19 protein-coding genes are annotated in these 21,132 nt (G+C 64.6%); 10 read left to right on the forward strand and 9 right to left on the reverse strand.

Annotated elements, in window-relative coordinates:
* Window positions 1-89: 89 nt before the first annotated feature.
* Window positions 90-1,232 carry an acyl-CoA dehydrogenase family protein gene (locus SLQ31_RS14390; RefSeq protein ID WP_319433675.1) on the reverse strand — a complete coding sequence of 381 codons (1,143 nt, stop codon included), beginning with the start codon at window positions 1,230-1,232 and terminating at the stop codon, window positions 90-92.
* A gap of 85 nt (window positions 1,233-1,317) precedes the next feature.
* On the opposite strand from SLQ31_RS14390, the gene SLQ31_RS14395 reads away from it, so the two are divergent.
* Window positions 1,318-1,902: a TetR/AcrR family transcriptional regulator gene (locus tag SLQ31_RS14395; protein ID WP_319433678.1), complete on the forward strand. Its 585-nt coding sequence runs from the start codon at window positions 1,318-1,320 to the stop codon at window positions 1,900-1,902.
* Between the two features lie 52 nt (window positions 1,903-1,954).
* On the opposite strand, the gene SLQ31_RS14400 is transcribed toward SLQ31_RS14395, so the two are convergent.
* On the reverse strand, window positions 1,955-2,761 hold the full coding sequence (locus SLQ31_RS14400; protein ID WP_319433679.1) for an SDR family oxidoreductase: 807 nt from the start codon (window positions 2,759-2,761) through the stop codon (window positions 1,955-1,957).
* A 409-nt stretch (window positions 2,762-3,170) separates the two neighbouring features.
* On the opposite strand from SLQ31_RS14400, the gene SLQ31_RS14405 reads away from it, so the two are divergent.
* Genes SLQ31_RS14405 through SLQ31_RS14445 form a run of 9 tightly spaced genes read left to right on the forward strand, consistent with a single transcriptional unit; the run spans window position 3,171 to window position 13,046 of the window.
* On the forward strand, window positions 3,171-3,977 hold the full coding sequence (locus tag SLQ31_RS14405; protein WP_319433681.1) for an ABC transporter permease: 807 nt from the start codon (window positions 3,171-3,173) through the stop codon (window positions 3,975-3,977).
* A 14-nt stretch (window positions 3,978-3,991) separates the two neighbouring features.
* Window positions 3,992-4,840 carry an ABC transporter permease gene (locus tag SLQ31_RS14410; RefSeq protein WP_319433683.1) on the forward strand — a complete coding sequence of 283 codons (849 nt, stop codon included), beginning with the start codon at window positions 3,992-3,994 and terminating at the stop codon, window positions 4,838-4,840.
* A 13-nt stretch (window positions 4,841-4,853) separates the two neighbouring features.
* The gene (locus SLQ31_RS14415; RefSeq protein ID WP_319433685.1) at window positions 4,854-6,041 is read left to right on the forward strand and encodes an MCE family protein; all 1,188 of its coding nucleotides are present in this window, start codon (window positions 4,854-4,856) and stop codon (window positions 6,039-6,041) included.
* The gene (locus tag SLQ31_RS14420) at window positions 6,038-7,063 is read left to right on the forward strand and encodes an MCE family protein (RefSeq protein WP_319433688.1); all 1,026 of its coding nucleotides are present in this window, start codon (window positions 6,038-6,040) and stop codon (window positions 7,061-7,063) included. Before SLQ31_RS14415 ends, SLQ31_RS14420 begins: the two co-directional genes overlap by 4 nt.
* Window positions 7,063-8,160 (forward strand): MCE family protein, encoded by a 1,098-nt coding sequence (locus SLQ31_RS14425; protein ID WP_319433690.1) that lies wholly within the window; start codon window positions 7,063-7,065, stop codon window positions 8,158-8,160. Before SLQ31_RS14420 ends, SLQ31_RS14425 begins: the two co-directional genes overlap by 1 nt.
* Window positions 8,157-9,620 carry an MCE family protein gene (locus tag SLQ31_RS14430; protein WP_319433692.1) on the forward strand — a complete coding sequence of 488 codons (1,464 nt, stop codon included), beginning with the start codon at window positions 8,157-8,159 and terminating at the stop codon, window positions 9,618-9,620. The genes SLQ31_RS14425 and SLQ31_RS14430 overlap by 4 nt, the downstream gene beginning before the upstream one ends.
* On the forward strand, window positions 9,617-10,912 hold the full coding sequence (locus tag SLQ31_RS14435; protein ID WP_319433694.1) for an MCE family protein: 1,296 nt from the start codon (window positions 9,617-9,619) through the stop codon (window positions 10,910-10,912). The genes SLQ31_RS14430 and SLQ31_RS14435 overlap by 4 nt, the downstream gene beginning before the upstream one ends.
* Complete coding sequence (locus SLQ31_RS14440) at window positions 10,912-12,507, forward strand: MlaD family protein (RefSeq protein WP_319433696.1); 1,596 nt, start codon at window positions 10,912-10,914, stop codon at window positions 12,505-12,507. Before SLQ31_RS14435 ends, SLQ31_RS14440 begins: the two co-directional genes overlap by 1 nt.
* Before the next feature lie 23 nt (window positions 12,508-12,530).
* A complete protein-coding gene (locus SLQ31_RS14445; RefSeq protein WP_319433698.1) occupies window positions 12,531-13,046 on the forward strand; it encodes a hypothetical protein in 516 nt (171 codons plus the stop codon).
* Here the strand turns inward: SLQ31_RS14445 and SLQ31_RS14450 are convergent.
* The 7 genes from SLQ31_RS14450 to SLQ31_RS14480 all read right to left on the reverse strand — a co-directional run bounded on the left by SLQ31_RS14450 (window position 13,033) and on the right by SLQ31_RS14480 (window position 21,127).
* Window positions 13,033-14,592: an FAD-binding protein gene (locus tag SLQ31_RS14450; RefSeq protein WP_319433700.1), complete on the reverse strand. Its 1,560-nt coding sequence runs from the start codon at window positions 14,590-14,592 to the stop codon at window positions 13,033-13,035. The two genes, SLQ31_RS14445 and SLQ31_RS14450, sit on opposite strands and share 14 nt — an antisense overlap.
* 79 nt (window positions 14,593-14,671) lie before the next feature.
* Entirely contained in the window at window positions 14,672-15,763 is a 1,092-nt protein-coding gene (locus SLQ31_RS14455; protein WP_319433702.1) for a sn-glycerol-3-phosphate ABC transporter ATP-binding protein UgpC, read from the reverse strand.
* Window positions 15,764-15,765: 2 nt separating this feature from the next.
* Complete coding sequence (locus tag SLQ31_RS14460) at window positions 15,766-16,662, reverse strand: carbohydrate ABC transporter permease (protein ID WP_319433704.1); 897 nt, start codon at window positions 16,660-16,662, stop codon at window positions 15,766-15,768.
* Window positions 16,659-17,549 carry a sugar ABC transporter permease gene (locus SLQ31_RS14465; RefSeq protein WP_319433706.1) on the reverse strand — a complete coding sequence of 297 codons (891 nt, stop codon included), beginning with the start codon at window positions 17,547-17,549 and terminating at the stop codon, window positions 16,659-16,661. The genes SLQ31_RS14460 and SLQ31_RS14465 overlap by 4 nt, the downstream gene beginning before the upstream one ends.
* A 7-nt stretch (window positions 17,550-17,556) precedes the next feature.
* On the reverse strand, window positions 17,557-18,834 hold the full coding sequence (locus tag SLQ31_RS14470; RefSeq protein WP_319433708.1) for an ABC transporter substrate-binding protein: 1,278 nt from the start codon (window positions 18,832-18,834) through the stop codon (window positions 17,557-17,559).
* A complete protein-coding gene (locus SLQ31_RS14475; RefSeq protein WP_319433710.1) occupies window positions 18,831-20,168 on the reverse strand; it encodes an alpha-glucosidase/alpha-galactosidase in 1,338 nt (445 codons plus the stop codon). Before SLQ31_RS14475 ends, SLQ31_RS14470 begins: the two co-directional genes overlap by 4 nt.
* On the reverse strand, window positions 20,165-21,127 hold the full coding sequence (locus tag SLQ31_RS14480; protein ID WP_319433712.1) for a DMT family transporter: 963 nt from the start codon (window positions 21,125-21,127) through the stop codon (window positions 20,165-20,167). Before SLQ31_RS14480 ends, SLQ31_RS14475 begins: the two co-directional genes overlap by 4 nt.
* Between the last annotated feature and the right edge of the window lie 5 nt (window positions 21,128-21,132).

A 21,132-nucleotide genomic window follows, 5' to 3' on the forward strand; every position in this document is an offset into this window, starting at 1 on the left:
TTGGACGGGAGCGCCTGAGGGGTGGCTCAGGGCCGTTTCTGGGTCGGATCGTAGCGCCGTTCAGGCCGTCGTGAGCGCTGGCGCGATAATCAGGCCGTCGTGAGCGCCCGCGCGATAACCAGCCGCTGGATTTGGTTGGTTCCTTCGAAGATCTGGGTGATCTTGGCTTCGCGCATGTAGCGCTCGACGCGGTAGTCGCGGGTGTAGCCGACACCGCCGAGCACCTGGACGGCGTCGGTGGTCACCTTCATCGCGGCGTCGGTGGCCACCAGCTTGGCGACGCTGGCCTGCTGTGAGTAGGGCCGGCCGGCATCGCGACGTCGCGCGGCATCCAGATAGGTGGCCCGGGCGCTGGATACCGCGGCGGCCATGTCGGCGAGCAGGAAGCCCAGCCCCTGATGGTCGATGATCTTGCGGCCGAACGTCGTTCGGTCGTTGGCGTAGGCGCAGGCATCGTCGAGTGCGGCTTGCGCAATTCCCACGGCCACGGCCGAGATACCCAACCGGCCCGAGTCCAGTGCGCTGAACGCGATCTGCAGGCCTTGACCCTCGGCCCCGATTCGACGGCCGGCGTCGATCGCGGCGTTGTCGTAGAACGCCGAGGTCGTGGGGATTGCGGCCAGGCCCATCTTCTCCTCGGGCTTGCCGAAGCTCAGCCCCGGTTGGTCGCTCGGCACCAGAAAGCAGGAGATACCTTTTGACCCCTCCCCGGTACGAGCAAAAAGGGTGTAGAAATCCGCCCGCCCGCCATGGGTGATCCACGCCTTCGAGCCGTTGATGACGTAGTTATCCCCGGTCGGGACCGCCGCGCAGCGTAGCGCTGCCGCATCTGAACCGGCCTGGGGCTCGGAGAGGCTGTAGGCGCCCATCTGCTCACCGGAGAGCATTCCCGGCAGCCAGCGTTCGCGCTGTTCGTCGGTGCCGAACGCCAGCAGCGGATGGCACGACAGGCTGTGCACGCTGACCGCCACCGCCACCGCGGCCCAGCTCGCGGCGATCTCCTCGAGGACTTGCAGATAGACCTCGAAGGGCTGACCGCCGCCGCCCCAGTCCGCGGGTTGCGGCAGGCTCAGCAGTCCCGCCGCCCCGAGTTGAGCGAACACACCGTCGGGATAAGTCTCGCTGCGCTCGTGTTCGTCGACGATCGGACTGAGCACCTTGTCGGCGATATCGCGGGTCAGCGCGATGAGATCCGCGGCGTCCTGGTCGGGCAGTAGTCGGTCGACGGGCATGAGCAGCCTCTCGAATCGGTGCTGATTAACGCTGAATAGATACTGAAAATAGTACTGACTTACATCTATCAGTACTATTCGGTGAATGGCCACCCGCAGCTCCCCGGCGTTCGGGACCCGACGCCGCGGCGAGTTGTTCGACGCCTTGTTGGCACTCTTTCTCGCCGAGGGCTTCGCGCACCTGACCCTCGACGACATCGCCGCCCGGCTGCGTTGTTCGAAGGGAACGCTGTACACCCTCGCCGTCAGCAAGGAGCAGCTGGTCCACGCGGTCACCGTGCACTTCTTCCGGGGTGCGACCGACGCTGTCGAGCACCGCGTCGCGCAGGTGAGCGGCGCACGTGAGCGGATCACCGCCTACCTCACCGCCGTCGGCACCGCGCTCGAAGTCGCCTCCGACCGGTTCATGGCGGATCTGGACGCGTTCGCGCCGGCCCGTGCGGTCTACGAGCAGAACACCGCGATCGCAGCCCGTCGCGTCAGTGAATTGATCGCCGAAGGCGTTGTCGCAGAGGAATTCCGGGACGTACACGCGGCGTTCGCGGCGGATCTGGCCGCGGCCATGATGGTGCGTATCCAGCAGGGGATCGTGCGCTCAACCGCCGGTCTGGACGACGCGGCCGCCTACCGAGAACTGGCGGCGATCCTGACCGCAGGCATCAACGCCTGACTGCCACGTGAGCCTGACTGCCACGTGAGCCTGACTGCCACGTGAGCCTGACTCACATGTGGGCGCCGCCGTCGATGCGGACCTCAGTGCCCGAGACGAAGTACGCGTCGGGGCTGCCCAGCATTGCGACGACATTGGCAACCGCATCCGGCTGGGCGAACATCTCGCCCTTGGGCAGCGGCAGCAGTGGTGCGACCCGGCCGAACAAGCTGTAGTCGACATCGTCCGGCAAGCCAGGGCCGACGCTCTGCTTCGACTCGCCGGTCCCGTCCGTCATTCCCGATGAGATCGACCCCGGCTGCACCGAGTTGAAACGGATGCCGTCCTTGGCGAACTCGGCGGCCAACGCGTGCGTCATGGCTTGGACGCCACCCTTCGACGCGGCGTAGGCCGACATATAAGGATGAGCGAAGGCAGCCGATGTCGAGCTGAAGTTCACCACGGCCGGCACAGTGCCGGCGCGCAGCGCCGGAATGGACTCCCGGGTCACCAGGAACGTGCCGACCAGGTTCACCCGCAGCACTTGCTCGAATGAGGCGAGCGTGGTGTCGAGGAAATGGTCCGATCTCAGGATGCCCGCGACATTCACCAGTGTGTCGAGGCCGCCGAGGCTGGAGATCGCTTCACCGACACCGGCTTTCACCGACTCTTCGCTGCCCACATCGATGACCACGGTGCTCAGCCGGTCACCGGCGTCCCCGGCCTTGGCCGTGGTGTCCTTCAAGCCGGACTCGCTGATGTCGGCGGCCACCACCCGGCCGCCTTCGCCGAGAATGCGCAGTACACAGGCCTGGCCGATGCCGGAACCGCCGCCGGTGATCAGCACGCGACGATCGGTGTAACGCTGCAAAGTCGCCATGGCGGGTCAGCTCCTGCTTCGGATCGGGGACAGCGGCCTCGATCATTGTGGGCCGCGGTCATTCGCACATGAGGGTGATCCCGCTGACCGGGAGCCGGCCGCAGTGACCCGTGGGTGGTGCGGTCCACTCTTCCTTCGTGAACGCCGTGCCCGGAATGCTGACTGGCCCAATGGAGTCGACGACCGGGCAGGCAAAAACGAGACACTTCAGCCCAAGTCGTCTCGAAGTAACAGGGCGAATCAAGGACACCACCAGTCACATGTCTCGATTGCCGAGATTCGCTACCGTGCGGGCGGTAAGTGCACTAATCTGCGTTGGCGTCGTTGTAACACGTTCCAGTTTTGGGCTGGTTGGTGCCATGGCGCTGGGTCGATGACCACGACGACGTTGGAGGTTTTTAAAACACCCATGGCGAATCGCACAGCAGATCGGTGGTCGACGGGCATTTCGTTGAAGAGTGCTGCGGGTCCGATGCAGGCTATTGGCGGGTTGTTTGCGATGTCGGCGGACGCGGTGCGGTTTGTGTTCCGGAAGCCGTTTCAGTGGCGGGAGTTTTTGGAGCAGTCGTGGTTTGTGGCGCGGGTGTCGTTGGCGCCGACGTTGTTGGTGGCGATTCCGTTCACGGTGCTCGTCTCGTTCACGCTCAATATTTTGTTGCGGGAGTTGGGTGCTGCTGACCTCTCGGGTGCTGGTGCCGCGTTTGGTGCGGTGACCCAGGTCGGTCCTCTGGTGACGGTGTTGATCGTGGCCGGTGCGGGGGCGACGGCGATGTGTGCGGATTTGGGGTCGCGCACGATCCGTGAAGAGATCGACGCGATGGAAGTTCTGGGGATTAATCCGGTGCAGCGGTTGGTGACCCCGCGGATGCTGGCCTCGGGTCTTGTTGCACTGCTGTTGAATTCTTTGGTGGTGATCATCGGGATTTTGGGTGGTTACGTCTTCTCCGTCTTTGTCCAAGACGTCAATCCCGGTGCGTTCGCCGCGGGGATCACCTTGTTGACCGGGGTGCCCGAGGTCATCATCTCGTGTGTGAAAGCGGCCCTGTTCGGGCTGATCGCCGGGCTGGTGGCCTGCTATCGCGGCCTGACGATCACCGGTGGTGGCGCCAAGGCGGTGGGTAACGCGGTCAACGAGACGGTGGTGTACGCGTTCATGGCCCTGTTTGTGGTCAACGTCGTGGTGACAGCCATCGGCATCCGGATGAGCGCACGGTAGGGCGAGGATCACTAGTGGCGTCGTTGCAGGCTTTGTATCCGCGGATCGCGCGTCAGGCGCGTCGACCGTTGGGGACGTTTGGTCGTATTGGTGACCACACGATTTTTTATGGGCGGGCGATCGCGGGGACGCCGCACGCGACGATCCATTTCCGTAAGGAGATCATCCGTTTGATCGCGGAGATCTCGATGGGTGCGGGCACGTTGGCGATGATCGGCGGCACCGTGGTGATCGTCGGATTTTTGACCCTGGCTGCCGGTGGCACGTTGGCGGTGCAGGGCTACTCCTCGCTGGGCAATATCGGCATCGAAGCGTTGACCGGGTTCTTGGCGGCGTTCATCAATGTGCGCATCAGTGCCCCGGTGGTCGCTGGGATCGGGTTGGCCGCCACCTTCGGCGCCGGGGTGACCGCGCAGCTCGGGGCGATGCGGATCAATGAGGAGATCGACGCCCTGGAATCGATGGGCATCCCACCGGTCGAGTACCTCGTGAGCACACGGTTGGTGGCCGGGATGGTGGCGATCACCCCGTTGTACTCGATCGCGGTGATCCTGAGCTTTGTCGCGTCGCAGTTCACGACGGTGGTGTTGTTCGGTCAGTCCGGCGGCTTGTATGACCATTACTTCAACACGTTTTTGAATCCGATCGACTTGCTGTGGAGTTTCTTGCAGGCGGTGTTGATGGCGATCACGATCTTGTTGATCCACACCTACTTCGGCTACTTCGCCACCGGCGGCCCCTCAGGAGTGGGGGTGGCCGTGGGTAACGCGGTACGGACCTCCCTGATCGTGGTCGTCTCGGTCACCCTGCTGGTCTCCCTGGCCATCTACGGCTCCAACGGCAACTTCAACCTGTCCGGATAGGGAGAAGAGCCCGATGAAATCAGGTAGCGCGCGCATGGTCGCCGGTTTGGCGACCGTGGTAGCCATCGCCGCGATCGTCGCGTTGTCCGTTGGGCTGTTCCAGGACAGCTTCACCAAAACCGTTCCGGTAACGGTGGTCTCCGAGCGTGCCGGCCTGGTGATGAACCCCGACGCGAAGGTCAAGCTCAACGGTGCGCAGGTGGGCAAGGTCTCGTCCATCGAGTTGCTGCCGGACGGCAGAGCCGCGCTGCACCTGGCGTTGAACCCCGGCCGGATCAACGACATCCCCGCCAACGTGACCGCGGACATCACCTCCTCCACGGTGTTCGGTTCGAAGTTCGTCGATCTGAATCCGCCGACTGACGCGTCCCCGAAGAACATCCAGGCCGGGCAGGTGATCGACGGCAAGCACGTCACCGTCGAGGTCAACACCGTGTTCCAGCAGCTGGTTTCGGTGCTCTCGCAGATCGAGCCCACCAAGCTCAACCAGACACTCGGCGCGATCGCCAAATCCCTGGACGGGCGTGGTGACAAGTTCGGCCAGACCCTGGTGGACCTCGATACCGCGCTCGCCAAGCTCAACCCCAGCCTGGACACCCTCAACCATGAATTGGCCGTCGCCCCAAAGGTGTTCGATGCCTACGGCGACGTGTCCAATGACCTGCTGTCAACGGTCAAGAACGCTGCCAAGATCAGCGACACCATCGTCGATCAGGACCAGAATCTGGACGCACTGTTGGTCAGTGCCATCGGCCTGGCTGACGTCGGCACCGAGGTGCTGAGCGAAAACAAGGATCCGCTGGCCAACGTGGTGCATCTGCTGGTGCCCACCACCGACCTGCTCAACAAGTACAGCCCAGCGCTGACGTGCGGTATTGGCGGTCTGGTTCCGCTGGCTACCGGCCCCGGCCTGCCGCTGCCGGGCGCGGTTCTGTTGCAGTCGTTCTTCCTCGGCCGTGAGCGCTACCGGTATCCGGCCAACCTGCCCAAGGTCGCCGCCACCGGTGGCCCGCAATGTACCGACATGCCAAAGGTGCCATTCGAGACCAGCCCGCCGTTCGTGGTCGCCGACATCGGCGCCAACCCCGCCCAATACGGCAACCAGGGCATCTTGCTGAACTCCGACGCACTCAAGCAGGCGCTGTTCGGCCCACTGGACGGGCCGCCGCGCAACACCGCACAGATCGGACAACCGGGATGACCGCGCTGTGGAAGACCTTGGTCAAGGTCGGCGTGTTCGGCGTCGTGATGATCTTGTTCACCGCGGCACTGTTCGCGATCTTCGGCCAGTACCGGTCGGGTTCGGACAACTCCTACTCGGCCGTCTTCGCCGACGCGTCGAGCCTGAAGTCCGGAGATTCGGTGCGGGTGGCCGGTGTTCGCGTCGGCACGGTCAGCGACGTTGCGCTGCAACCGGATAACAAGGTGGTCGTCGATTTCGACGCCGACCGCAAGGTCGTCCTGACCTCGGGGACCAAGGCGACAGTGCGCTACCTCAACCTGGTCGGCGATCGGTATCTGGAACTGGTCGACAGCCCGGGGTCGGCGAAGATCCAGCCGCCGGGAAGCCAGATTCCGCTGGATCGTACCGAGCCCGCGCTGGATCTTGACCTGCTACTGGGTGGCCTCAAACCTGTGGTGCAGGGCCTTAATCCGCAGGATGTCAACGCGCTGACCAACTCAATGATCCAGATCCTGCAGGGCCAGGATGGCAACATCGACTCGTTGTTCTCCAAGACGACGTCGTTCACCACCGCGCTGGCCGATAACAGGCAAAACGTGCAGCAGGTGATCGACAACCTCAACACGGTGGTCACCACCATCAGCAAGGACGGCGACAAGTTCTCCGGGGCCGTCGACAAGCTGGAGAAGCTGATCACCGGGCTGGCCGCGGATAAAGACCCCATCGGGCAGTCGATCACCGCGTTGGACAACGGCACCGCCTCGCTGACCGACCTGCTCACCCAGGCGCGCACACCGCTGGCCGGCACCGTCGACCAGCTCGGCCGGCTCGCTCCGCTGCTGGATCAGGACAAGGAACTGCTGGACATCTCGATCCAGAAGGCGCCGGCGAACTACCGCAAGGTGGTGCGGCTCGGGTCCTACGGCAGCTGGATCAACCAGTACCTCTGTGGCCTGTCCCTGCGCGTCAGTGACCTGCAGGGCCGCACCGCCTACTTCCCCTGGATCATTCAACACTCTGGAAGGTGCGCGGAGCCCTAATGCTCAAATATCGTGGGTCCTCGCTGATCAAGTCGGGCTTTATCGGCCTGGCTCTGATCGTGCTCGTCATCACCATCGGGCTGGCGCCCGAGAAGCTGGTGTCGCTTGCCACGTCGATCCGGCATCAGGCGCTGTTCACCGAAGCCGGTGGACTACAGGCGGGTAATGACGTCAAGGTGTCCGGTGTCAAGGTCGGCACCGTCTCGGATGTGTCCTTGCAGCACGGCAAGGCGCTGGTGACCTTCATGGTCAAAGGCTCCGTTCGGCTTGGCGCCGACAGCAGCGCCCATATCCGTACCGGAACGCTGCTGGGGCAACGGATTCTGACGCTGGAGTCCAGCGGCAAGGGGACACTTCGGGCGGCTGACGTGATCCCGGCGTCGCGTACCGGATCGCCGTACTCGCTGAGCGAGTCGCTGTCCGACTTCGCGGGCAACACCGCCGAAACTGACACCGCGGCGATCAATCAATCGTTGGACACTCTGTCGGACACGCTCGATCGCATCACCCCGCAGCTGGGCCCGACCTTCGACGGGATCAGCAAGTTGTCGCGAATGATCAATGAACGCAACGACTCACTGGGCAACCTTCTCAAGAGTGCGGCCAATGTCACCGGCATCCTCTCGCAGCGCAGCGCACAGGTGAACACCCTGCTGCTCAACGCCAACGACCTGATCGGTGTCCTGCAGCAGCGCCGGTACGCCATCGTGAACCTGCTGGCCAGCACCTCCGCCCTGTCGAGGACGCTGAGCGGGATCGTGGCCGACAACGAGAAGGACCTGGCACCAGCCTTGGAGAAGATCAACTCGGTCACCGCGATGTTGGAGAAGAACAACGACAACATCACCGCGGCGATGAAGGGCCTGGCCAAGTTCCAGCTGACCCAGGCCGAAGCCGTCAACAACGGCTTCTACTACAACGCGTTCGTCGCCAACCTCAGCCCGGCGCAGCTACTTCAGCCCTTCTTCGACTACGCGCTGGGCTTCCGGCGCGGTACCGATGCCGGGCAGCCGGCCGACAATGCCGGACCGCGTGCGGAAATCCCGTTCCCGTACAACGGGGTACCGCAACCTAATGAGCGATGGGGACAACCATGAAGTCTCGCAGGCCGCTGACGGTCATCGTGGCCGCAGTGCTGGCGGTAGTGATTCTCGGTGGAATCGCGCTGCTGGTTCGGCAGGTGTTCTTCAAGCCCAACACCATCACCGCGTACTTCACCAGCGCCACCGCGATCTATCCCGGTGACCAGGTGCGGGTGGCCGGGGTCAGGGTCGGCACGATCGAGTCCATCGACGCCCAGGGCACGAAGGCCAAACTGGTGTTGTCGGTGGATCGGAAAGTGCCCATCCCGGCCAACGCCGAGGCAGTGATCGTCTCGCAGAACCTGGTCGGCGCCCGCTATGTGCAGCTGACCCCGCCCTACGAGGACAAAGGGCCCACCATGGCCGACGGTGCGGTGATCGGTCTTGACCGCACCGCGATCCCGGTGGAGTGGGACGAGATCAAGACCCAGTTGATGCGCCTGGCAACCGATCTCGGGCCGTCCGCCCCCGGGCAGACCACGCCGGTCGGGCGCTTCATCGATACCGCGGCCAACGCCCTGGACGGTAATGGCGAGAAGCTGCGGGACGCGATCGCGCAGCTGTCCGGGGTCAGCAAGGTGCTGGCCGACGGCAGCGGCAACATCGTCGACACCATCAAAAACCTGCAGACGTTCGTGACGGCGTTGCGCGACAGCAACACCCAGATCGTGCAGTTCCAGGACCGCCTGGCGTCCCTGTCCAGCGTGGTCGACGGCAGCCGGTCCGACATCGACGGCGCACTGACCAACCTGTCAAGCGCCGTCGTCGACGTTCAACGATTCATCGCCGGTACGCGCAACCAGACTGCCGAGCAACTGCAGCGGCTGAGTAGCGTGACCAAGAACCTCGCCGACAACAAGCTCGTCGTGGAGAACCTCCTGCACGTGGCACCCAACGCAATTGGCAACGCCTACAACATCTATAACCCCGACTCGCAAAGTGCGTTGGGTGGATTCGCGCTGGCGAACTTCTCCAACCCGCTGCAGGTGGTCTGCTCGGCGATCGGTGCCATTCAGAACGCAACTGCCGATACGACCGGCAAGGAATGCGCCCAATACCTCGGGCCGGCCCTGCGGCTGCTCAACTTCAACTACCTGCCGTTCCCGTTCAACGCCTATCTGGGCAAGTCCACCAGCCCGGACAAGCTGATCTACACCGAGCCAGGGCTGGCCCCCGGCGGTGCTGGTGCGACCCCGCCGGGCTACGAGATTCCGCCCTCGGTGTCGGCATACACGGGCTACAACGGCGACGTGCCGGGGCCGGCCGGCTGGGGTGGCCCGCCGAATACGTACCACGGCTCCTACGCCCCCAACGGTTTGCCTGCTGATCCGTCACCCGGGATCTTCCCCGGCGCGCCGATCCCGCCGGGCGTCCCGGTCGGGCCTGCGGCTCCGACACCATCGAACCTGGATGGCATCCTGCTTCCGGCCGAATCGGCACCTCCGGCGCCGGCTGAAGGGAATCCGCCCTCATGATGCGTCGTGGTTCGGTGCAGCGTCTCCTGGTGACCGCGTCCTGTGTGGCGGTGACGGCGACCGGCTGCAGTTTCGGTGGCCTGAACTCCCTGCCCCTGCCGGGCACCGCCGGCCACGGCAAGGGCTCGAACACGTATCACATCGAGATCGCCAATATCGGTCAGCTGGAATCGAATTCACCGGTGCTGGTTGGCGACGTCGTCGTGGGCAGTGTCGGCGCGCTGTCGGTGGCCGATTGGCATGCCGATGTCGAGGTGTCGGTGGAACCCGGTGTGGTGATCCCGGCCAACGCAGTGGCGTCGGTAGGGCAGACCAGCCTTCTTGGCTCGATGCATCTGGCGCTGAATCCGCCGCTGGGTCAGGCGCCCACCGGAGTTCTGCAGCCGGGAGCGACCCTTGGCCTCAACCGCTCATCGACCTACCCGTCGACCGAGCAGACCCTCTCGGCGCTGTCGGTGGTCGTCAACGGTGGGGGACTGGGCCAGATCGGCGACATCATCCACGAGTTCAGTGCGGCGCTGGGCGGCAGGACGGACCAGGTCCGCGACTTGCTCACGCAGCTCAATGATTTCGTCGGTCTGCTGGCTACTCAGCGCGACAGCATCAACGAGGCGGTCAACTCACTGAACCGGCTGGCCGGCACGTTTGCCGGCCAGCAGGAAGTCCTGACCAACGCGCTCGACCGGATTCCGCCCGCGCTCGATGTCCTGGTGAAGGAGCGTCCGCGCATCACGACCGCGCTGGAGAAGTTCCGCGATTTCTCCAACTTGGCCACCGGCCTGGTCAACGACACCAAGACTGACTTGGTCCGCAACCTGCAGAACCTCGAACCCGCGCTGAAGGCACTGGCTGACGTCGGTCCCAAGTTGGACACCGCGCTGGCCTACCTCCCGACGTTCCCCTACACCCAGCAGGTGATCGACCGCGGTATCCGCGGTGACTACCTCAACCAATTCATCATCTTCGACTTGACCGTGCCGCGGTTGAAGAAGACCCTGATGCTCGGTACGCGGTGGGGCGACGAGAACGCCAAACTCGTTCCGGCACCGGGGGATCCGTGGTACGCGACGTACACCTACGATCCGCTGCACGCTCCGTTCAGCCCCGCGCCGCCGCCGACGCAGGTGGCCGATATCGATACCGGGATGCCCCCAGAGCCGGGCCAACCGGCGTCGCTGGCCGCCGCCACGCAACCGGCGCCGAGTATGGGCTCTGATCCACAGCCGGGCCCGGTCTCCGGTCCACTGCCCGGCCCGGCCCCAGAGCCGGCGCCACAGGACGGGGGTAACTGATGCTGACTCGGTTTGTCCGCAATCAGCTCATCATCTTCACGATCGCGTCGGTGGTCGGTATCGGCGTCATGGTGGTGGCCTACCTGCAGGTGGGGACCTTGCTCGGTATCGGGAAGATGACGGTCACGCTGCAGCTGCCCAGAACCGGTGGGCTCTACCAGTTCTCGAACGTCACCTTCCGCGGTGTCCAGCTGGGCAAGGTCACCGAAGTGCGGCCGACCCGTACCGGTGCCGAAGCCACGCTGTCGCTGGATACCGATCCGAAGGTGCCTGCCGACCTCGAGGCACGGGTGCTCAGCGTGTCGGCGGTCGGTGAGCAGTACGTGGATCTGGTGCCGCACACCGATTCCGGACCGTATTTGCATGATGGATCGGTGATTCCGGTTGCGCAGGCCAGGATTCCGCAGGCCGTCGGCCCGATGCTCGACCAAACCAATACTCTGCTCAAGAGCATCCCGACCGACCGTCTGACCGATCTGCTGAGCAGCGCCTACAAGGGCCTGAACGGCGCCGGTGATGACCTCACCACGCTGAACGATTCCGCGTCACGGCTTGCGGCGGCTTTCAGCAGTAGTGCCGACCAGACCCGCACGTTGGTCGAGGACAGCCGGCCCCTGCTGGACGGTCAGCTGGCCTCCACCGATTCGATCCGTACCTGGGCGCAGAGCCTGGCCGGGATCACCGACCAGCTCAGCACCAACGACCCGCAGTGGCGCGGCATCTTGGCCAACGGCCCCGGTGCGCTCGATGAAGGGTCGGCGTTGCTGAACCAGGTCAAGCCGACGTTGCCGGTGCTGCTGGCCAGCCTCACGACGTTGGGACAGGTGGGGGTGACCTACAACCGGAGCCTGGAACAGTTGCTGGTGTTGCTGCCGCCTTACATCGGCTCGATCCAGGCGGTTGGCTCACCGCTGAACAACCCGACGGGTATGACGTTGGGCGACTTCACGTTGACGATCAGCGATCCGCCGCCCTGCACGGTGGGCTTCCTGCCGCCATCACAGTGGCGTTCACCGGAGGACCTGTCCGACGCCGATACCCCCGACGGGTTGTACTGCAAGCTTCCGCAGGACTCACCGACTGCTGTCCGCGGCGCCCGCAACTACCCGTGCCAGGCCGAGCCCGGTAAGCGTGCTCCCACGGTGGAGATCTGCGATAGCGACAAGCCGTTCGAGCCGCTTGCCATGCGTCAGCACGCGACCGGGCCCAGTCCGATCGACCCGAACCTCATCGCGCAGGGCATCCCGCCCGACGACCGGACCACGTTCCAGGACCACATCTACGGTCCGCTGGCGGGGACGCCGCTGCCGGCCGGACCGGTTCCGGCCCCACCGGCTAATCCAATCCCACCCGTTGGCGGATTCACCGGGCCGGTGGGTGTTCCGAATATCGCGCCGACCGATACCGGTGGCGGCCCGGGCGTCGCGCCGAGCGCCTTCAAGCCGGGCGCGCCCGGTGGGCCATCGGTGGCGATCGCCACCTATGACCCGGCAACGGGGCAGTACTCGACACCGGATGGAAACGTGGCTCGCCAGACCAATCTCGTGCAGTCCGGTGAGGATCGTTCTTGGCAGGATCTGCTGCCGACGACATGACCACAGCTGAGGGGAGAGGCCAGATGCGTACGTCACGAGTGTTGATCAGCGTCGCGGCGCTGACCGCTGCCGCGGTCGTCGGCGTCGTGGACCCTGCGACCGCGAGCGCCTCCGATCGGTGGGCGCTCAACGGTACGTTCGTCGCGACGTCCAACGGCGAGTGGGCCACCAGCAACGATGTCTTCCACGATGAGCGCAGCGTGCGCAGCATCTGGACGATCTCGTCGCAGTGCAGCTATCCCACCGAGTGCACCGGCACCGTCAGCAGCGACGCGGGCTGGACGGCTCCGATCTTCCAGACCGGCGGGGATTGGCGGGTCAAGCGGGTGATCCAGGACTGGATGCCCTGCCAGGACGGCACCAGTGCACCGGGATTACAGGTGATTCGGTTCCACGGCTCCAGTCCCGGCGGCGATCAGACCGATCCCAGCTCCAACATGCTGGTCGGCCAGGACTCGACCACCGGTCAGTCAGGAGCGTGTGGGCACAGCCTGGCGCTGTTCATCAACATGCCGTTCAAGCTGGTCAAGCAGACCTGACGTCGCCGGCCATGTCGAGGGCGGCGAGATGGCTGAACAACATCGACGCGCCGATCGGGTTTCCACCGCCGGGATACGTCGTTCCGCTGACCGCAGCCATGGTGTTGCCCGCCGCATACAGGCCGGGGATCGGCTGACCGGCCTCGTCGAGCACCCGGGCCCTGGCATCGGTGCGCAGACCACCCTTCGTCCCGAGATCGGACAGGCCGAACGTCGCGGCGTGGAAGGGCGGCGTGTCGATCGGAACCATTGGTGATTCGCCCCCGGAAAAGGCCCGGTCGTAGGCTTCGTCGCCGCGGCCGAAATCGGTGTCAGCCCCGCTGGCGACCATCGCGTTGTAGCGGGCGACCGTTTGTTCCAGGCTCTCGGCAGGCACCCCGATCACCTCGGCCAGCTCCGCCAAAGTGTCTGCGCTGCGCCATAATCCGGCGGCACGGTATTCCTCGGTGTCCACCATCGAGACATTGGTCGCCTGAACCGGCGGAACCTCGCCGTCACGATTGTCGTAGACCATCCAGAACGGGACATCGAGCCGGCCGGCCGCCATCTCGGCGATGATCTCCCGGCCGATCCGGTCGTATGCCGCAGACTCGTTGACGAACCGCTGGCCGGCCTGATTGACGAAGATGCCGCCGGTGAACCACAGTGCGAATGCCGAGCGACCGTCGGGGTGGGTCAGGCCCGGCGACCACCACGCCTGATCCATCAGATCGGTGGCCGCACCGGCGCGGATCGCCGCTTCGAGCGCTGCGCCGGTGCTGCCGGGGCCGCCCATGCTGTCGGCGGGCGTGCCGGGCACCCCGTAGGACTCCCGCAGCGCGGGGTTGTGCTCGAATCCGCCTGCCGCCAACAACACTCCGCGCCTGGCGCCGATCCGGACCGGGTTACCGTCGCGCTGCACAACGGCACCGACCACGCGCCCGCCGTCGGTGATGAGGTCGGTCAGCTGGGCGTTGCGGTAGACCGCGGCGTCCGGGTAGCCGGCCAGTGCGGCGAGAAACCGACCGATCAGGGCCCGGCCACCGAACAGCTTTTCCGGTGCAGGTGTGCCGAGGCGGTCGTGGTCGAGTGGCCCGCGCACGAATCCGGCGTAGGGGCCCAACTTCTCACCGCGGACCGGTGCGGCCACGATGTGGCGCATTCCGTCGCCGCGGGAGTCCGGCGCCTTGCCGAAATAGTCCGGCCACGGCAGCACGGAGAAGATGAAATTCTCGTCGCCCTCCAGGTATTCGATCAGGCCCGGGCCCCGGCGAATGTAGGTCTCCTGCAGTTCCAGTGGGGTGCGGTCACCGATGACGGCGTGAAAGTAGTTGAACGCCTTCTCGATCGTGTCGTCGCTGCCCGCGCGCTGCAACACCGGGTTGCACGGGAACCACATGCCGCCGCCGCCCGAGTAGGCGGTCGTCCCGCCGAAGAAGTCGGTCGCCTCCACCAGTGCTACCGACAGGCCCTCGCGGGCGGCGGTGTACGCACCGGTGATGCCGCCGCCGGAGCCGGCCACGATGACGTCAACGGTCTCGTCGAATGAGCTGTCCTGCGGGGTCATCGGCCTCCCTTGGTCTCCTGGCACCTAACTGTTGCCGGTGACCGGGACCGACGCAACAACCACTCCCGGTGAGCGAGTGTCAGAGCGTGACGCGCTCCCGACTGGGTCGGGCGTTGCCCGTATCGGCGTCGAAGAAGTAGGTCCTTTCCGGCGGCAGTTCGAGACCGATACGGCTGCCCGCCGGCAAGTCGGTGCCCGCCGGCGCATGAACGATCACCCGCGTGGTAGCCGCGTCCCTGCTGTCGACGAGCGCGGTCACCAGAACATGACTGCCGAGCGGTTCGATGAAATCGACCCGCGCGGGCAATAGCCCGTCGGCGTCGCGGTTGTGCAGTTGCAGATGCTCTGGACGAACGCCGACTGTCACCGGACCGTCGGGCGTCGATACCGCGATCACGGCCGCGTCCCCGACGTGCAGCACCCCCGATCGCACCTCTGCCGCAATGAGGTTCATCGGGGGACTGCCCATGAACGCCGCGACGAAGGTGTTGGCCGGGCGGTGGTAAATCTCGTCGGGAGTGCCGATCTGTTGAATCTCGCCGCCGGCCATCACACACAGCCGGTCGCCGAGCGTCATCGCCTCGATCTGGTCATGAGTGACATAGATCGAGGTGACGGGCAGTTCACGGTGCAGTCGCTTCAGATCACCGCGGACCTGATTACGTAACTTGGCGTCGAGATTCGACAGCGGTTCGTCGAGCAGGAATGCCTGTGGTTGGCGCACCAGCGCGCGGCCCATGGCGACGCGCTGGCGCTGACCTCCAGAGAGCTGTCCGGGCTTCCGGTCGAGCAGTTTGTCGATCTCGAGGAGCGCGGCTGTCTCGCGGACCCGACGGTCGATCTCGCTACGTGGTGTCTTGCGCTGCCGCAGCCCGTAGGCCAGATTGCGATAGACCGACATGTGTGGATACAACGCATAATTCTGGAACACCATGGCAATGTCACGCTCGCCGGGCGCAAGCCTGTTGACGATCGCATCGCCGATCCGGATCTCTCCGGACGTCGGCTTGTCAAGCCCCGCAAGAAGTCTCAGTGCGGTACTTTTCCCGCACCCCGACGGCCCGACGAGGATCAGGAACTCCCCGTCGGCCACAGTCAGGTTGAATTCTTTGAGGGCATCGACACCGCCCGGATAACGCCGCGTGACGCCGCGGAACTCCACTTCCGCCATGTTCAGCCTTTCAGTCCGGTCGACGCGACCGATTGCACGAAGAAGCGCTGCGCCCCGATGAACACCAGCAGCATCGGCAGCAGGCTCATTACGTTGGCCGCCATCAACATCGGCCACTTGACGTGATGTGCGCCTTGGAAGTAGCTGAGCCCCAAGGGAATTGTCATCTGATCCTGCGAGGTGATGACGATCAACGGCCACAGGAAATCGTTCCACGATGTGAGCACGGTGAGTGCTGCCAACGTCGATAGTGCAGGCAACGACAGTGGCAGGATGATCTTGAACAGCACGCCGATTCGCGACGTCCCATCGACCCGGGCCGCCTCTTCCAACTCGACGGGGACCGTCATGAAGAACTGCCGCAGGAAGAAGATGCCAAAGGCCGTCGCCAGGTTCGGTAGCATCAGCGCACCGATGTGATCGATGCCCAACCCCTCCCAGACGTTGTCACCGAACCACTTGACGATCAGGAAAACCGGAATCATGGTGACCTGGAACGGCACCATCAACGTCGCCATCAGCGTGACGAACAGCGCTCCGCGGCCGAGGAATCGGACCCGCGCGAACGCGTAACCCGCCAGGCTGCACACCACAAGATTGCTCACCAACACCACGGATGTCACCATCGCGCTGTTGATGAAGAAGTGGCCGAACGGCGCCGCGTCCCACGCCTCGATGTAGTTGGAAAGCTGCGGACTGTGCGGGAACAGCACTGGCGGAAAGTGATTCGCCTCGCCTTCGGTCTCCAATGACGTGACGAGCATCCACAACAACGGCACGAGCAGGACGAACGTCAAGGGAATCAGGACCAGATGCCACGGGCTGAACGGCAGCCGCCAACGACGCGCCCGTCCCGGCTCGGCCGTGTCCAGCCGCACGGGAGTGAGAAGGTCGCTCATGAGTGCACATGCCTTCGGGCGAGCCGGAACTGAACAGCCGTGACGATCAGGATGACGACGAACAATGCGTAAGCCATCGCTGCCGCATAGCCGGCGTCGAACTGCACGAACGCTCGGTCCCACAGGTAGTAGACGATCACCGTGGTCGCGCGCAACGGACCGCCCCGCGTCGTCACGTACACCTCGTCGAACAACTGCAGCGCGTTGATCGTCAGCCAGACGACGAGAAAAAGATTTGCAGGCGCGAGCAGCGGCACGGTGATGGTGCGGAACCGGGTGAACGCCGATGCGCCGTCGATAGCGGCCGCTTCATGCAACTCCGCTGGAACACCCTGCAGCGCAGCCAGATACACGATCACCGAGAAGCCGGTCCAGCCCCAGACTGTCATCGCTACGATCACGTACAGCGCCTGTGACGGGGAGGCGAGGAACGGCTGCGACGAGACGCCCACCGCATTCAACGCGGCGTTGACCAGCCCGTAGTCGCGGTCGGTCAGCCACAGGAAGATGATCCCCTGCGAGATCGTCGACACCGCCATCGTGACGTATGCGGCCGTCCGATACACCGAGATGAACCGCACCGAACGGTTCAGCGCCGCTCCGACGAACAGCCCCACCAGCATCGTGCCCGGCACGAACAACGCCGTGTAGATGATGGTGTGCTTGATCGCCTCCACGAAGATCGGATCGTCAGCCAGCTTCTTGTAGTTGTCGAACCCCACCCACGGCGTCTCGGCGCTGAGCAGGTCGGACTTCTGGAACGACAATTGCAGCGACATCAGCACGGGGAGCAGTCCGAAGACCCCGATCAGGATGGCCGCCGGGCTCACCAGCGCCCATCCGGACACGGTATCTGTGCGGCTCAGCCGCCGAAGCAGTGCGGGCATCGACTCCCTACTTCTCTGCCAACTTCGCGTCAGCGGCCTCGGCGGCGGTGTCCAGAGCGGCTTTGGGTTGGTCTTTGCCGAGCATCACAGACACGATCGCCTGGCCCAGCGCCTCCGAGACTGCCGGGTACTGCTCGACTTGCGGTCGCACCTGCTTCACGTTCTTGAGGTTCTCGACGAACGCCGCGGTGCCGGGGAGGTTCTTGTCGAGCCCGTCGAGCACGGCCTTGTCGTCACCGACCGAGGCGCGGATCGGCAGGTCGCCGGTGCCCTCCGAGAACTTCTTGACCTGTTCCGGCGCCGACAACCACTTCAGGAAGTCGATGGCAGCGGCTTTGCGCTTGTCGCCGTTGTTGAACACCACCCAGTTATCGGGGCCGGCGATCGTCTGATGTCCGCCGTTCGAACCGGGATAGGTGGGCATCACCTGCACTCCGTACTCGATGTCGGACAGCTGGGACAGATCCCAAGGGCCGGTCACGAGCATTCCGATCTTGCCGCTGTTCATCAACTTCGGCCCGTTCTCGTTGGTGGTGTCAAGGTACAGCGACTTGTCGGCCACAGCCATCTGCTGCAGTGTCGTCAGCGCCTTGATGCCCGCCTCGGAGTTGAACGTGGCCTTGGTGTTGTCCGGCGAGAGGATATCGCCGCCGGCCTCCCAGAGCATCGGAAGGTAGTGCCACACAGTGTCTTCGCTACCATCGGCGGGGATCAGCCAACCGAACTGTCCCTTGCTCGGGTCGGTCAGCTTGGCGGCCGCGGCCCGAAAGTCGTCCCAGGTCCACTCCGGCGAGGGCGGCGCGACGCCGGCGTCGGCGAAGAGCTTCTTGTTGTAGACGATCGCCAGGTTGTCGACAAGTGCGGGCACGCCGACGACCTTGTCGCCGACGGTCGCCGCCTTGCGTTCGGCCTCGTAGAAATCGTTCCAGTTCCAGTCGGGCTTCTTCACTTCGTCGGCCATGTTGACCAGCGAGGGGATCTTGGCGATGTTCGGCGACCAAGATCCGAACATGTACGCGATGTCCGGTGCGCTGTTACCGCGCACCGCGGTGAGAACCTTTTGCAACACAAGGTCGTTCGACGAGTACAGCTCGGACACCTTGACGTCCGGATGTTCCTTGTTGTACTGGTCGACCAGGCCCTTGAACACCTCGCCCTCGGTGTCCTGGTAGCCGTGCCACACGGCGATCTCGGTGGGGCCCGATGATCCGCCTCCGCCACCGCAGGCGGCGAGGACGCCAACAAGGACGGCGGTCAGGGCGATGCACAACCTACGTCGAATCACGGTGACACTCCTTGATTGGCGGTTTCTCGGGCGGGCGTGGAGCGTAATGCTGGGGGCAGCAGATCGCCGTGGGCGACGGTCAGCTCGTCGCACAGGTTCCAAATCTGATCGACGGTCAGTGTCGCCGCGGTGTTCGGATCGACCATTGCCGCGGCGCGCACCAGGCGCGGATCTTCGTCGACCGCGGCTCGCACGGTGAGATCCACCGGTCCGAGGAAGCCTCGGTTGAGAGCCGCGCACTGCGGAGGGAGGTCGCCCACCTTCATCGGGTGCGCACCGAGCGCGTCGAGAAGTGTCGGCACCTCAACGGCAACCCTGTTGGGCAGGTTGGTGATCAGCCCGTCGTTGACGACGTTGGCGGAGATCACGCGTGGGGTGCCTGTCTCCAGCGAGTGGATGACCTGAGGCGCGTACTCCGTGGAGCTGGTGTCGATGGCAAGCGATTGGGTGTCTGCCAATTCAGCTCGCACGCGGGCGTATTCGGCCAGGTTTGCCTCGCTGATAGCCACGTACTCGCCCACGTTGATGCGCAGCCGTTCAATCTCGGCGGGATCATGCAGATACCAGCCGACGTATTCGCTGCTGTGCTCGCTGGTCTCGGTGGGGTAGTAGCCCAGCCGTCGATACATATCGACGCGCACCCGTCTGAGTAGTTCCGGGTCGGTGGCGATGCGTTCGTCGAGGAGCGGATAGAGGTTCTGGCCGCCGCGTTCCCACCGCAGCACCCACGCCTGGTGGTTCACGCCTGCCGACCAGTACGACACCTCGTCGTAGGGCACGTCGATGAGTTCGCACAGGCCGACCATCGTCCAGTACACCGAATGGCACAGACCGAGGACCTTGAGCTTGGGCGCGACCGCGTGCAGGAACGTTACGTTCATCGCCATCGGGTTGGTGTAGTTCAGCAACCAAGCATCGGGGCACAGCTCGGCCATGTCCCGCGCGATGCCGGCGAGGACCGGGAATGTCCGCAGCCCGCGGAAGATTCCGCCGACGCCGATCGTGTCGCCGATCGTCTGCTTCAATCCGTAGCGTGCCGGTATCTCGAAATCGCGGACGGTGGCTTCGTGCATGCCGACCTGAATGACGTTGATGACGTAGTTCGCCCCGTCGAGGGCGCGGCGGCGGTCGAGGGTGGCGATGATCTCGGGATGGGCGCCGGCCGCGTGGGCGGTCGCGCGGGCGATCGCCTCTGCGGTCTGGAGTCGCTCGCCGTCAATGTCGTGCAGCACGACCCGCGTTGAACCCAACTCCGGGAACGACAGGATGTCACCGAGCAGTTCTCGGGTGAACTCAACGCTGCCTGCGCCGATGATGACGACGGTCGGCTTCACCGGGCGGCCCGACCTTCGGTGCTCGCCGGACGGTCGCCGACCACGGCTTCGGACAGCGCCTCGCCACGCTTCTCGTCGCTGTAGACCATCAGCGTCGAGCCGATCAGGGCCAGCGCGATGCCGATCGCGCCGTAGAGGGTCGGCAGAGTTTGATAGGCGATCAGCGAGATGATCACGGTGAGTGCGGGCGCCAGCGCGTTCGTGGTCGGGGCCACAATCGAGGCCTTGCCCCGGGCGAGCGCCATCACGAGAAACAGCGCGCCGACGGCGTTGAGTACCTGGGTGATCGCGGTCAACGCAGGTGCCTGCCACGGGAAGTCGATGGGGATGCCACCGAGCATGATGAGCGCGACCGGTATCAAAGCGAGGCCGCTGATGGTCATCCAGCCGAACGTGGTGGCTTCGTTGACCCCGATCGTCGCGGTCTTGCGCATGAAGTACGCCTGCACGCCCCAGGCCGCGCAAATCAGGATCGACAGCAGCAGCCACGGTCCCGATGAGTTCTCCGATTCGCCGCCGGTGATGGTGAACATCACGATGGCGGCCAGTGCCAGGATAAGGCCGACCACGGCCAGCGGTGAAATGCGTTCGCGCAGTAGCACCATTGCCATGATGACGGTGATCGCGGGAGAGATCGAGACGATCGGGAAGATGAGGTAGGCCGGTCCCATTGTCAGCGCCTGGAACAGAATCAACTGGCCGCCGGCGCCGGTCAGTCCGATGAGCAGGCCATAGATCGTCGCGGCCGGGCGGCGATCCCACCTCTGACCGCGAAGGATGAACGCAGCGGGAATGATCATCGTCAGCGCCCAGATGCAGTAGATCATCTCGTCGGGATAGCCGTACTTTGACGACGGCAGGGCCGAGAATGCGCCCCAGACACCCCAGAACAGAATGAGCAGGGTCGCGTAGAAGATCCAGCCGCGGGTTCGGGCTGTGGTGGTAGTGGCATTGGTCATGGTGA

Origin of the sequence: Mycobacterium sp. RTGN5, assembly GCF_033804465.1 — a bacterium.
In the GTDB taxonomy this organism is placed as follows: Bacteria; Actinomycetota; Actinomycetes; order Mycobacteriales; family Mycobacteriaceae; genus Mycobacterium.

Excerpts from the sequence above, each read along its gene's own strand:
- SLQ31_RS14390 (WP_319433675.1), bottom strand. The coding sequence starts at position 1,232 with ATGCCCGTCGACCGACTACTGCCCGACCAGGACGCCGCGGATCTCATC.
- SLQ31_RS14395 (WP_319433678.1), top strand. The coding sequence starts at position 1,318 with ATGGCCACCCGCAGCTCCCCGGCGTTCGGGACCCGACGCCGCGGCGAG.
- SLQ31_RS14400 (WP_319433679.1), bottom strand. The coding sequence starts at position 2,761 with ATGGCGACTTTGCAGCGTTACACCGATCGTCGCGTGCTGATCACCGGC.
- SLQ31_RS14405 (WP_319433681.1), top strand. The coding sequence starts at position 3,171 with ATGGCGAATCGCACAGCAGATCGGTGGTCGACGGGCATTTCGTTGAAG.
- SLQ31_RS14415 (WP_319433685.1), top strand. The coding sequence starts at position 4,854 with ATGAAATCAGGTAGCGCGCGCATGGTCGCCGGTTTGGCGACCGTGGTA.
- SLQ31_RS14420 (WP_319433688.1), top strand. The coding sequence starts at position 6,038 with ATGACCGCGCTGTGGAAGACCTTGGTCAAGGTCGGCGTGTTCGGCGTC.
- SLQ31_RS14425 (WP_319433690.1), top strand. The coding sequence starts at position 7,063 with ATGCTCAAATATCGTGGGTCCTCGCTGATCAAGTCGGGCTTTATCGGC.
- SLQ31_RS14430 (WP_319433692.1), top strand. The coding sequence starts at position 8,157 with ATGAAGTCTCGCAGGCCGCTGACGGTCATCGTGGCCGCAGTGCTGGCG.
- SLQ31_RS14435 (WP_319433694.1), top strand. The coding sequence starts at position 9,617 with ATGATGCGTCGTGGTTCGGTGCAGCGTCTCCTGGTGACCGCGTCCTGT.
- SLQ31_RS14440 (WP_319433696.1), top strand. The coding sequence starts at position 10,912 with ATGCTGACTCGGTTTGTCCGCAATCAGCTCATCATCTTCACGATCGCG.
- SLQ31_RS14445 (WP_319433698.1), top strand. The coding sequence starts at position 12,531 with ATGCGTACGTCACGAGTGTTGATCAGCGTCGCGGCGCTGACCGCTGCC.
- SLQ31_RS14450 (WP_319433700.1), bottom strand. The coding sequence starts at position 14,592 with ATGACCCCGCAGGACAGCTCATTCGACGAGACCGTTGACGTCATCGTG.
- SLQ31_RS14455 (WP_319433702.1), bottom strand. The coding sequence starts at position 15,763 with ATGGCGGAAGTGGAGTTCCGCGGCGTCACGCGGCGTTATCCGGGCGGT.
- SLQ31_RS14460 (WP_319433704.1), bottom strand. The coding sequence starts at position 16,662 with ATGAGCGACCTTCTCACTCCCGTGCGGCTGGACACGGCCGAGCCGGGA.
- SLQ31_RS14465 (WP_319433706.1), bottom strand. The coding sequence starts at position 17,549 with ATGCCCGCACTGCTTCGGCGGCTGAGCCGCACAGATACCGTGTCCGGA.
- SLQ31_RS14480 (WP_319433712.1), bottom strand. The coding sequence starts at position 21,127 with ATGACCAATGCCACTACCACCACAGCCCGAACCCGCGGCTGGATCTTC.